The organism is Aeromonas sp. BIGb0405, assembly GCF_024807335.1.
Taxonomy (GTDB): domain Bacteria; phylum Pseudomonadota; class Gammaproteobacteria; order Enterobacterales; family Aeromonadaceae; genus Aeromonas; species Aeromonas rivuli.
This window is the reverse complement of sequence record NZ_JANUEP010000001.1, coordinates 910,352-921,973: the sequence shown is the minus strand read 5'-3', so window position 1 is coordinate 921,973 and position 11,622 is coordinate 910,352. Positions and strand designations below refer to the sequence as shown.

Below are 11,622 nucleotides of genomic sequence, written 5' to 3'. Positions count from 1 at the left end.
TCCCTTATCGACACAGGGGCCTATGCTGGCCCCTCATGACTCAGAAGGAGCATCACATGGATGCACTGACCCTATTGCTCAACCGCCACTCCTGTGCCCGTCTGACGACGCCTGCCCCGAGTGGCGAAGCGCTCGACAACATCCTCAAGGCGGGGCTGCGCGCACCGGATCACGGCACCCTGACCCCTTGGCAGTTCATCCTGTTTGAGGGGGAGGGGCGTGAGCGACTCGGCACCCTGCTCGGCGATGCGGCCCGGCTGCGTGGTGACGACGATGACAGCATCAGCAAGAGTGAGCAGGCGCCCCTGCGTGCGCCGCTGGTGGTGGCCGTTGCGAGCCGTTTTCAGGATCACCCCAAGGTGCCGAAGCTGGAGCAGGAACTCTCTGCCGGTTGTGCGCTGATGGCGATGCAGATGGCCGCCCAGGCGCAAGGGTTCAATGGTATCTGGCGCTCCGGCTGGTTTATCTTCGACGAGCACATTCGTCAAGGGCTGGGGCTAGGGGAGCAGGATCAGCTGGTGGGTTTCCTCTACCTGGGTACCCCTCAACTGGAGGCTCGCAAGCTGCGTGAACTGCCCTTGGCCGATTTCGTCCGCCACTTCTGATGATGGCGAGCTGAGTGAATGGTGCATGCCATGAGACTTGAATGGAAAGCCCTGTTCTATCAGGGCTTTTTTTATGGAGCCGGAAATAATAACCAGAGCGGGGAGGGGAAATAAAGGGGGCAAGCAAGGCATTTTCTGTGGCAGCAAACACTTTTTTTAATAGTGAGAGGAAGTTCGCAAAATGAGTCGATCTCACTATGTAAAACGTTTGCGCCCCGTTATCATCCCTGTCGCCAGTTCAGAAGGCTCGCCTTCTGATTTTCTGCGATGAGAGTCGCAATTCCGTAGCACCTTTTATATAGCCCAACGTCTTCGTGACCTTGGGCTTCATTTTTTGGGTGCAACCTCATGGGCCCAGTGGGCGACATGAGGGCAAAAAAAGTGTGCGCTCCCCGGATTGGCCGCCCGTCAGTGGCTCTGCCTCGGGGGCAGTATGCGGGCAGGGTTGCCCACCACCCGCGCCCCGGCCGGTACATCCCTGCTCACCACGGCGCCTGCGCCGACGATGGCCTCCCGGCCTATGGTGACCCCTGGCAGCAAGATGGCGCCGCCACCTATCCACACCCTGTCTGCTATGGTGACCGGCAGTGCCGTCTCCACCCCGGCCAGGCGCTCATCGGCATTCAGGGCATGGGCGGCGGTATAGATCTGCACATTGGGGCCCATCATGACGCCGGCCCCGATGCGGATCGGGGCATTGTCCAGCAGGGTGGCCCCCATATTGATGAACGAGCCCACCCCCAGGCTGATATGGCGACCATAGCTGCACTGAAAGGGCGGGCAGATGAAGGCGCCTTCTGCCAGTTCACCCACCAGGGCTTTGAGCAGGATCTGCTGTGCACCCTCATCGTCCTCCCGATTGAAGCGGCGATAGAGGCTCATTGCCGTCTTGCGCAAGGCGGTGAGCTCGGGGGCCATGCAGTTGTAAGGCTGGCTGTCGATCATCAACTGGTAGTCGGTCATGGAGGGCCTCGTCGGTTGGGTGGCATGCAGGTTCGGTGCGTGCAGATGTTACCCCTTTATGGCGAGGAGAAGGGTGAGCGGTGGCGCACTGCTGATCCAGAACCGTGAGCTAACAATCGGGCCTGCTCTGGATCGGAGCAAAAGCCAGAAACAACAAGGGCACTTGACGGTGCCCTTGTGGGTTTACTCGCTGGCCATGGGCGGTGCTTGCGCACCGCCGCCGTTCAATCAGCCGTGCTTGCGGCCCGAGAGGCGGCACCACTCCTCTTTCACTGCGGTCTGGTCCATGTCGAACCACTGGCCGTAGATGGTCTCCAGCTCCGGCGCCTGGCTCTCCAGCACGCCGGACAGTGCCATCAGGCTGCCGGGCTTGCCCAGACCCTTGATGAGCGGCGCCAGTTCGCGCAGCGGGCCAGCCAGGATATTGGCGACCACCACGTCGGCACTGATGCCGTCCGGCTGATCCGCAGGCAGGTAGAGCTCTATCTGACCCGCGACGCCATTACGTTCGGCGTTATCGCGGCTGGCCTGAATGGCCTGCGGGTCTATGTCGATGCCGATGACTCGGGCGGCGCCGAGCTTGAGGGCGGCGATGCCGAGGATGCCGGAGCCACAACCGAAGTCGACCACGGTTTTACCGGTCAGATCCAGGCCATCGAGCCACTGCAGGCAGAGCGCCGTGGTGGGGTGGGTGCCGGTACCGAATGCCAGACCGGGATCCAGCATGACGTTGACCGCATCGGGGTTGGGCACATCGCGCCAGCTCGGGCAGATCCAGAGCCGCTCGCCAAACTGCATAGGGTGGAAGTGATCCATCCACTCGCGCACCCAATCCTTGTCTTCCAGCTGCTCGACCTTGTAACCGACATCTTCCCCGAAGATCTGCTGGAAGAAGGCGATGGTGGGCGCCGGGTCGGTTTCGGCATCGAACAGCCCCATCACCTCGGTCTCGCCCCAGAGCGGCGTTTCACCTGGCAGCGGCTCGTAGACGGGCACATCCTGAGCATCCATAAAGGTCACCGCCTGGGCTCCACGCCCCAGCAGCATGTTGCTCACCTTGTCCGCGGTCTTGGCGGTGGCGTTGATTCGAATTTGTATCCAGGGCATGGGGTCGACTCTTCATGAATGTGAAACCGCGGGATTCTACCATTCCGGGCCTGCGCTGTCGTGGTTTGCCCGCGGCCGAAAGGGGCCGACTCCGTCCGTCAGCCTCTCATGAGAGAAAAACAAGGACCATCAGCAAGGTTGGCACGGTTAATGTATTAATCCTTACTGCTTTGCTCTAGGAAAGTTCCGTCATCTTTCACGCCACCCTCGGGTGGCGATTTTTTTGGTGAAAGCCAGCCAGGAGAGAGGCTGCGAGGAGGGCACGGCCGCACTGGCCAATAAAAATGACCCAGTGCGGGTCGTTTTATAGAGTTGGCACGGTAGCTGCAATCAGTAAATTATCCTGCAAAGGATGTGTGTGTGATTGTTACCCCCAACGTTCAGGTATTTAGGGTCATCCCGGTCGGGATGGCCCCTTTTTTTGTCCGCTATGGCGTATGTTGGCCCTTTGAGCCGCCAGGGGGGCTCGCCGAGGGTTCAGGGCGTCACGAAATAGCCGTGCTGGGGAGGTGGGGGGCGCTTCCCTGTACGCTTTTGGTGCCTATCCCTGGTGAAATCACCCCATGATGGTGCGATTTCTACCCACTTAGGGGAGGAATTAAGCGAACTCGGCCATGTCGATCACCAGCTTGCCGATCATCCGCCCCGCTTCCACCTCTGCGTGCGCTTGCGCCAGGGTGGCTGGGGTCAATGCAGTCAGGGTCTGGCCCAGGGTGGTGCGCACTGTCCCCAGGTCGACCAGCTGGCTGACCTCGCTCAGCAGCCTGTGCTGTTCAATCATGTCCGGAGTCTGGAACAGGGAGCGGGTGAACATGAACTCCTGGCTGAAGGTGACGCTCTTTGCCTTGAGCAGGCCGAGATCCCAGGGCTCATTGGATTCGGCAATGGTGCAGATATGGCCGAATGGACGTATCAGGCTGGCCATGGCGCTCCAGTGCTGTTCGGTGGCATTGGTGCAGAAGATAGCATCGAGCTGATTGATGCCAAGGGCCGCAAGATCTCCCTGCAGGTTGTGATGGCTCACTACCCGGTGAGCCCCCATTGCCAGGCACCAGTCGCGGGTTTCTGGCCGGGAGGCGGTGGCGATCACCTCCATCCCGGTGAGCTGGCGAGCGAGCTGGATGGCGATGGAACCCACGCCGCCCGCCCCGCCGATGATGAGCAAGTGCCCCTTGCTGTCCCGCTGGAGGCCGATGCGATCGAACAGCGCCTCCCAGGCGGTGATGGCGGTAAGCGGCAGGGCGGCGGCTTCGACATCGGACAGGCTGGCGGGGGCCAGGGCGACGATCCGCTCATCGACCAGTTGCAGTTCGCTGTTGCTGCCGGGGCGACTGATATCCCCCGCGTACCAGACCCGGTCACCCGCCTTGAACAGGGTGACCTCGCTGCCGACGGCAACCACGTTACCCACCGCATCCCAACCCAGTACCCGTGGGCTGGCCTCCACTTTATCCTTGGGGGCGCGCACCTTGGTATCGACCGGGTTGATGGAGGTGGCACCGACCTTCACCAGCAGATCCCGCGGGCCGGGAGTGGGGGTGGGGAGGCTGGCCTCGATGAAGCAGTGGGGATGATCGCTTGGCAGATAATGGGTGAGGGCGATGGCTTTCATGGCAATTCCTTGTCGGACAGATTGGGATTGCCTCGCAGTCTAGTCTGGTTAATTATTCCTATTAAGATGGGTAATTGGTAAAGACTGTTTGAATATATGAACAATCCAGAACTAGAGCTGATGGGGATCTTCGCCACTGTGGTGGAGCAGGGCAGTTTCACCGCCGCCGCCGAGTTGCTCGGCATGCCAAAGTCTTCGGTGAGCCAGAAGATATCGCGGCTCGAATCCCTGCTCGGCATGCGGCTGCTGCAACGGACCACCCGTCGCCTCAGTCTGACTCCCCAGGGCGAGATCTATGTGGAGCACTGCCAGGCGTTGCTCAATGTGGCGCGCGGGGCACACCTGGCGATGGCGCGGCTGCGTGAGGCGCCGGCAGGGAAGGTGAGGATCACGGCGCCAGAGGCAACCGGCACCCTGCTGCTCGGCAAGATACTGGCCGAGTTTCGGCTCCTCTATCCCGAGGTGGTGATAGAGCTGACCCTGAGCGATGAACAGCTGGACCTGGTGGCAAAGGGTTACGATCTGGCGCTGCGGGCGGCGCCGCTGAAAGATTCCAGCCTTATTTGCCGACAGATTGGGCAGGTGGCGCGTCACCTGGTGGCGGCGCCTGGTTACCTCGCCCGGGCGGGGCGGCCGGATACCGTGGCCGATCTGAGCGGGCATGCCTGTCTGGTGCACAGTGCGCTGCCCCTGTGGCCATTGCAACCAGGGGGGTGGCGGCCAAAGGGAGTCTGTCTCTCCAATAGCCTGCTGGCCCTGCGAGAGCTGGCCATTCATGAAGGGGGAATCGCCCTGCTGCCTGCTCATGTCTGTCGGGATGAGTTGCTCAGCGGCAAACTGGTCAGCCTGTTGCCAGCGCACCCCATACCCAGCAATCCCTTCTATCTCATCTACCCGAGCCGGGAGCATCTGGCGCCCGCCTTGCGATCCTTGATGGATTTTGTCGCCGAGCGACTGGCGTTCACCCCTTAGCAAGAGCCCTGCCGACCGGCAACGTTCAGGGACTGCGCCTACCAGCGGCTCTGGCTGCTCGACGCCTGATTGGGCTTGAGGCCAAGCGGCACAGACTGGCGCTCGGCCAGCATGCGGATCTGCCCCTCGATGAGCCCCGCATTGGGGCCCAGCACCAATACCAGCTGATGCTCGTTGAGTGCTATCCAGGAGAGGCAACCCAGGTTGAGCAGCTGGGATTGATCCACCAACTCCATGTTGCGTACCCGGATGCTGAGCCGGGTCAGGCAGACGCTGATGGCTTGCAGGTTGTCCATGCCTCCGAGCAGCTTGAGATAGCGGATGGCCAGCATCTGGGGGTCGGCAGGGGGAACATTGGCCATCTCCTGGGGGACAAGCTGCTGGTTGGAGAGGCTGAGGGGGGAGCGCCCCAGCATCTGATAGAACAGCAGGGCATAGGCCACGAAAAAGAGGATCCCCAGGGGAATGATCCAGAAGGCATGCACCCCGCTGCCATAGCTCAGACTGAGATCCAGCAACCCGGCGGAGAAGTAACTGCCGAGCTGGATATCGAGGGCACTGCAGATGGCGAACGACAGGCCGGTGAGCAGGGCATGGGCCAGAAACAGCCAGGGCGCCGTGAAGGCAAACAGAAACTCGATGGGCTCGGTGATGCCGATGCAGGCGGACGTGAGGGCCAGGGTCAGCAGCAGGGCACCGTGGGGCAGTTGCCGGAGGCGATGACGGTGCAACCAGATGGCGAAACAGGCACCGGGCAAGCCGAACATGATAATGGGATAGAGACCGGCGCCATAGCCTTGGTGCAGCGGCTGTGCCGCCGCCAGGGCCAGCTGATTGCTGGCACCCAGGGTCACCAGATTGCCCAACAGCTGGTGCAACCCGAGAGGGAGCAACAGACGGTTGAGCACCCCGTAACTGAAGGCGCCAAGGGGGGTCCCCAGATCCGTGGTTATCTGGCTGATCCCCTGCTCCAGGGCTGGCCAGATCAGTGAGAGTGGCACGGCGATCAGCAGGCAGACGAAGGCACTGAGCAGGGGGCCTTGCCAGGGACCGGGCAGATAGAGGCGTATCGGCTTGGGCACTGAGGGCGACCAGGGGCCAAACAGGGCCGTCATGATGCCCGCCAGCATGCCACAGACAAGATCGGCATGCAGGCCCGGGGCCAGCGCCGAGAGCGCGGAGCTCAGCAGCAGGAAGTTGACGGCCCCCGAGAGCGCCAACCCCCCCCGCTCGGTGCGGCCAATCCCGAAGGCAATGGCGACCGCATAGATGAGGGGCATCTGACCGAAGATGGCCTGTCCGCTCAGCACCAGCACGGGCAGATCGAGGGCATCTGGCTGGCCGAGTCGATGGAGCAGGGCGGCCAATGGCAGGATGGAGACGGGCAGCAGCAAGGCATAGCCCAGTCGCTGCATGGCCTGGATCAGCGTCTGTCGGCGAGAAGGTGGCGTCATTGAAGAGGGGTGAAGTGTGACATGGCGCACACTTTACCCTTTACTCCCCTTAAGGGATAGCCTTCGAGGGATTAATCACCAATAAGTTAACCCCGATCAAACAGTTGGCGTACTACCACCCCTGGTGGTGGGGTCAGCAGGCTTACCAGTACGAAGACGAACAGACCCAGCCCCAGGCTGGGCACTATGGCGTGCAGTCCCGCCAGCTTGATGCCCCAATGGCTCAATACGCCATAGCAGAGAATGCCGCTGACCATGCAGGCCAGTGCCCCCTGGCCGTTGGCTCGGGGCCAATAGAGGCCGAGCACCAGGGGCCAGAGGAAGACGGCCTGCAGGCCGCCGAAGGCGAGCAGGTTGAGCCAGATGATCATCTCGGGGGGCTGCAGCGCGGCCAGCAGCACCAGGGTACCCAGGATCAGGGTGGTGATCAGCGACAGGCGGGGAATCCGCACCTCCAGCTTCTGTTGGGACTGTTTGGGGCTCAGATAGTTGAGCCAGAGATCCTTGACCAGGGTCGCCGAGGCCTGGATCAGCTGGGAGTCGATGGTCGACATGATGGCGGCCATGGGGGCGGCCAGGAAGATACCCGCCAGCCAGGGAGGCAGCACCTCCATCATCAGGGCTGGCATGATCTTGTCAGGACTGTCCATGGCGGGCAGGATGGCGCGGCCCAGAGCGCCAGCCAGGTGCATGCCGAACATCAGCAGGGCACTGACGATGGTGCCGATGAGGATGCCGCGATGGAGCGCCTTGCTGTCTTTGTAGCCGAAGCAGCGCAGCGCCGAATGGGGCAGGCCGATGACGCCGACGCAGACCAGGATCCAGAAGCTCAGCATGAAGGGCTGGGTCAGCATGTCCCCGGCCCCCTGGGGGCTGACCAGTTTGGGATCGATCACCTCGAGTTGGTGGATGAGGTTGGGCAGACCGTCACCGGCTATCAACACCCCGGCCAGCAGGGCCCCGGTGCCTATCAGCATGATGATCCCCTGCAGGGCATCCGTCATCACCACGGCGCGAAAACCGCCGATCACCGTGTAGAGCAGCACGCAGCTGGCAAACAGGAAGAGCCCCTGCTGGTAGCTAAGACCGGTGGCGGTCTCCAGCAGACGAGCCCCGCCGATGAACTGCACCACCATGGTGGCGATGAAGGCGAGAATGATGGTGACCGAACCCAGCACCACCACCGCCTTGCTCTGATAGCGGGCCCACAGCATGTCGTTGATGGTCACCGCATTGACCCGGCGGGCGATGATGGCGAATTTCTTGCCAAGCACCCCCAGGGTGAGCCAGACGGTGGGCAGCTGGATCATCGCCAGCAGTACCCATCCCAGCCCAATCTTGTAAGCGGCGCCAGGGCCGCCGATAAACGAAGAGGCCGAGGTGTAGGTCGCCACCAGGGTCATGGCCAGCACCAGGCCACCCATGCTGCGATTGCCGATGAAGTACTCCTGCATGAAGTCTCCACCCTGGCGACGGCGGCTGGCCCAGTAGCCGATACCAAGCACCAGCAACAGATAGATGAGCAGCGGCAGCAACAGTTCAATATTCATGACGGGGCTCCTGCGGGCTGGGTAACTCGGGGCTGAGGGGGACTTCTATAAACGGCAGGTTCACCATGACAGCGCAGAGCACCATCAACAGCTGCGGTGCAGGCATCGGTAGTTGATCAAGCTTCATGACGGGGCTCCTGCTGGTTTGGCAACTCGGGATCGAGGGGGATCTCGATAAACGGCAGGTTCACCATGAAGGCCTCTATTCCCATCAACAGCTGCGGTGCAGGCATCGGTAGTTGATCAAGCTTCATGACGGGGCTCCTGAGGGCTGGGCAACTCGGGATCGAGGGGGATCTCGATAAACAGCCAGTTCACCATGACAGCGCAGAGCACCATGAACAGCAGGGGCATCAGCATGCAACTGAGCAGGAACCAGAGGGGCATACCCCAATACTGAAGCGTCTCGGGAATGAAATAGGCACAGCCATACCAGGCGACGAAATAGAGCAGGGTCAGCAGCAGGCAGAGGGTGGCTTCCCGGCGGGCGAGGTTGAAACGAGACATGTTGAATGCAGCCTCCAGAGAGTGAAGGGCGCAAGGATAACAAAAAAGGGCCATGTCGCCATGGCCCTTTTCCTTGGGAGAATTACAGACTCAACTTCTGGCGCAGAGGAGGGCGGCTAGATGCCGCCGTGCGGGAAGTTGCCTTGCAACGCCCTCCCTTACAGACCCAACTTCTTGTGCAGGTAGTGGATGTTGGTGCCACCGTGCTGGAAGTTTTCGTCCTTCATGATCTCTTTTTGCAGTGCCACGTTGGTCTTGATCCCTTCGACGACCAGTTCGTCCAGAGAGTGACGCATACGCGCGATGGCGATGTCGCGGTTCTCACCGTAACAGATCAGCTTGCCAATCATGGAGTCGTAGTAAGGCGGCACCTTGTAGCCAGCGTAGATGTGGGAGTCCCAACGCACGCCCATGCCACCCGGCGCATGGAAGCGCTGGATGAGGCCCGGAGACGGCATGAAGGTGGCCGGATCTTCGGCATTGATCCGGCATTCGATGGCATGGCCACGGATGCGGATGTCCTGCTGGGTGATAGACAGGGGCTGGCCGGCGGCGATGCGCAGCTGCTCCTTGATCAGATCCACGCCGGTGACCATCTCGGTGACCGGATGCTCAACCTGGATACGGGTGTTCATCTCGATGAAGTAGAACTCGCCGTTTTCGTACAGGAACTCGAAGGTACCGGCACCGCGGTAGCCGATTTCGAGGCAGGCACGCACGCAGCGCTCACCGATGAACTTGCGCATCTCTTCGGTGATGCCCGGTGCCGGTGCCTCTTCGACCACTTTCTGGTGGCGACGCTGCATGGAGCAGTCACGCTCACCCAGATAGATGGCGCTGCCCTGACCGTCAGCCAATATCTGAATTTCGATATGGCGTGGGTTTTCCAGGTACTTCTCCATGTAGACCATGTCGTTCTTGAAGAACTGGCCTGCTTCGGATTTGGTCAGGGCGATGGCGGCAGCCAGCTCGGCTTCACTGCGCACCACGCGCATGCCGCGACCACCACCGCCACCGGCGGCCTTGATGATCACCGGATAGCCGATGCGCTTGGCGACACTGGCGTTGTGCTTGGTATCGCTGTCGACCGGGCCGTCGGAGCCGGGGACGCAGGGCACACCGGCCTTCTTCATGGCTTCGATGGCGGAAACCTTGTCACCCATCAGGCGAATGGTTTCGGCGCGCGGGCCGATGAAGATGAAGCCGGACTGCTCGACCACTTCGGCGAAGTCGGCGTTTTCGGAGAGGAAACCGTAGCCGGGGTGGATGGCGACGGCGCCCGTCACCTCGGCGGCGGCGATGATGGCCGGCACATTGAGGTAGGATTCCCCGCTGGCAGGCTTGCCGATGCAGATGGATTCGTCGGCCAGCAGCACATGTTTGAGCTCCCGATCGGCGGTGGAGTGAACGGCCACTGTCTTGATCCCGAGCTCTTTGCAGGCGCGCAGGATCCGCAGGGCAATTTCACCGCGGTTGGCGATGACTACTTTGTCCAACATGGGTGAATATCCCCTTATTCGATGATGAACAGCGGCTCGTCGAATTCGACGGCCTGGCCATTCTCGACCAGAACGGCCTTGATCACGCCAGCCTTGTCAGATTCAATCTGGTTCATCATTTTCATGGCTTCGACGATGCACAGAGTGTCACCGACATTGACTTGCTGACCGACTTCCACGAAGGGTTTGGCTTCCGGGCTGGAGGAGCGATAGAAGGAGCCAACCATGGGGGAGCGCATCAGGTGACCACTCGGGGCGGCAGCCTCGGCGGTGGCAGCAGCAGGGGCGGCGACTGCGGCAGCGGCAGGTGCCATGGCAGGCTGCATCATCATCTGTGGTGCGACGTTGACCTGGCCGGAGAAATTACGGCTGATGCGAACAGACTCTTCCCCTTCGGAGATTTCCAGCTCGGCGATGCCGGACTCTTCAACCAGTTCAATCAGCTTTTTGATTTTGCGGATATCCATTAGCATTCTCTTTCTTCTTTGTCTGATCAGTGATTATCAAGCCGTGCCAAGTGACGCACAGCCGCGGTTAAAGCAAAGGTATAACCATCCGGCCCGAGTCCACAGATGACCCCTTTCGCGACATCAGACAGATAAGAGTGATGGCGGAACGGCTCTCTGGCATGGACGTTGGAGAGGTGCACCTCGATAAAGGGGATAGCAACCCCCAGCAGGGCATCTCGCAGCGCGACACTGGTATGGGTGAAGGCGGCAGGATTGATGATGATAAAATCCACCTGGCCCATGGCCTGGTGGATGCGCTCCAGCAGCAGATGTTCGGCGTTGGATTGCAGGTGGTCCAGTGTGACACCGAGTTGGCTGGCCTGGCGCTGCAGATCGGCGACGATCTCGTCGAGGGTCTGGCTGCCGTAGATACCGGGTTCCCGTTTGCCCAGCAGGTTCAAGTTAGGACCGTTGAGCAGAAGAATGCGGTGATGTTGCGACATAATGAGTACATCCTCGATGATAATGCTGTTAACTATCAGCTATCTTGCGGATGACCAGAAATCTAGCCATTTTTTGCGCAATTCGGTGTGCACTGACACACAGTTTTCGCAATTATATTGATTTCGTGAAAATTAGCAGCATTTTACTGGTCTAATCTCTACATCTGTGCGTTTTACGAACAGTGTGAGCCAATGGCTTCACCTTGGATCCACGGCCTGGGCAGAAAGCATAAAGCCGGCACAAGGCCGGCTTTATGGTGAGAGTCAGCGCCGGATTCAGGCCGCCTCTGACTTCTCGCGGATAAGTTTGTCCACGACCCCCGGGCTCGCCAGGCTGGAGATGTCCCCCAGGCTATCGGTCTCGCCGGTGGCGATCTTGCGCTGCCATATGGGACGCATGA

14 protein-coding genes are annotated in these 11,622 nt (G+C 60.7%); 2 read left to right on the top strand and 12 right to left on the bottom strand.

Annotated features, from left to right (window positions below):
- The first annotated feature begins 56 nt into the window (after positions 1-56).
- Positions 57-605 carry an NAD(P)H nitroreductase gene (locus tag M2366_RS04310; protein WP_042041284.1) on the top strand — a complete coding sequence of 183 codons (549 nt, stop codon included), beginning with the start codon at positions 57-59 and terminating at the stop codon, positions 603-605.
- A 408-nt stretch (positions 606-1,013) separates the two neighbouring features.
- Here the strand turns inward: M2366_RS04310 and M2366_RS04305 are convergent, their stop codons facing one another.
- The 3 genes from M2366_RS04305 to M2366_RS04295 all read right to left on the bottom strand — a co-directional run bounded on the left by M2366_RS04305 (position 1,014) and on the right by M2366_RS04295 (position 4,287).
- A complete protein-coding gene (locus M2366_RS04305) occupies positions 1,014-1,568 on the bottom strand; it encodes a sugar O-acetyltransferase (protein WP_259269041.1) in 555 nt (184 codons plus the stop codon).
- Between the two features lie 228 nt (positions 1,569-1,796).
- A complete protein-coding gene (gene prmA, locus M2366_RS04300; RefSeq protein WP_224432282.1) occupies positions 1,797-2,675 on the bottom strand; it encodes a 50S ribosomal protein L11 methyltransferase in 879 nt (292 codons plus the stop codon).
- A gap of 598 nt (positions 2,676-3,273) precedes the next feature.
- Positions 3,274-4,287, bottom strand: coding sequence for a zinc-binding alcohol dehydrogenase family protein (locus tag M2366_RS04295; protein WP_259236530.1), 1,014 nt, complete (start codon positions 4,285-4,287; stop codon positions 3,274-3,276).
- A 96-nt stretch (positions 4,288-4,383) separates the two neighbouring features.
- Between M2366_RS04295 and M2366_RS04290 the strand changes: the two genes are divergently transcribed.
- A complete protein-coding gene (locus M2366_RS04290) occupies positions 4,384-5,259 on the top strand; it encodes a LysR family transcriptional regulator (protein WP_259269040.1) in 876 nt (291 codons plus the stop codon).
- A 38-nt stretch (positions 5,260-5,297) separates the two neighbouring features.
- Here the strand turns inward: M2366_RS04290 and M2366_RS04285 are convergent, their stop codons facing one another.
- The 9 genes from M2366_RS04285 to M2366_RS04245 form a co-directional block, all read right to left on the bottom strand.
- Positions 5,298-6,713 (bottom strand): PTS transporter subunit EIIC, encoded by a 1,416-nt coding sequence (locus M2366_RS04285; protein ID WP_259269109.1) that lies wholly within the window; start codon positions 6,711-6,713, stop codon positions 5,298-5,300.
- A gap of 86 nt (positions 6,714-6,799) precedes the next feature.
- Complete coding sequence (panF, locus tag M2366_RS04280) at positions 6,800-8,263, bottom strand: sodium/pantothenate symporter (RefSeq protein WP_259269039.1); 1,464 nt, start codon at positions 8,261-8,263, stop codon at positions 6,800-6,802.
- Positions 8,253-8,390 (bottom strand): hypothetical protein, encoded by a 138-nt coding sequence (locus tag M2366_RS04275; protein ID WP_259269038.1) that lies wholly within the window; start codon positions 8,388-8,390, stop codon positions 8,253-8,255. The genes panF and M2366_RS04275 overlap by 11 nt, the downstream gene beginning before the upstream one ends.
- Positions 8,380-8,517: a hypothetical protein gene (locus M2366_RS04270; RefSeq protein ID WP_259269037.1), complete on the bottom strand. Its 138-nt coding sequence runs from the start codon at positions 8,515-8,517 to the stop codon at positions 8,380-8,382. The genes M2366_RS04275 and M2366_RS04270 overlap by 11 nt, the downstream gene beginning before the upstream one ends.
- A complete protein-coding gene (locus tag M2366_RS04265; protein ID WP_042041292.1) occupies positions 8,507-8,770 on the bottom strand; it encodes a YhdT family protein in 264 nt (87 codons plus the stop codon). Before M2366_RS04265 ends, M2366_RS04270 begins: the two co-directional genes overlap by 11 nt.
- A gap of 158 nt (positions 8,771-8,928) precedes the next feature.
- Positions 8,929-10,269: an acetyl-CoA carboxylase biotin carboxylase subunit gene (accC, locus tag M2366_RS04260; protein ID WP_005900342.1), complete on the bottom strand. Its 1,341-nt coding sequence runs from the start codon at positions 10,267-10,269 to the stop codon at positions 8,929-8,931.
- A 14-nt stretch (positions 10,270-10,283) separates the two neighbouring features.
- Positions 10,284-10,736, bottom strand: coding sequence for an acetyl-CoA carboxylase biotin carboxyl carrier protein (gene accB / locus M2366_RS04255; protein ID WP_224432290.1), 453 nt, complete (start codon positions 10,734-10,736; stop codon positions 10,284-10,286).
- Positions 10,737-10,762: 26 nt separating this feature from the next.
- Positions 10,763-11,221 carry a type II 3-dehydroquinate dehydratase gene (aroQ, locus tag M2366_RS04250; protein ID WP_005900347.1) on the bottom strand — a complete coding sequence of 153 codons (459 nt, stop codon included), beginning with the start codon at positions 11,219-11,221 and terminating at the stop codon, positions 10,763-10,765.
- A gap of 276 nt (positions 11,222-11,497) precedes the next feature.
- Complete coding sequence (locus M2366_RS04245; RefSeq protein WP_259269036.1) at positions 11,498-11,620, bottom strand: hypothetical protein; 123 nt, start codon at positions 11,618-11,620, stop codon at positions 11,498-11,500.
- Positions 11,621-11,622: the final 2 nt, after the last annotated feature.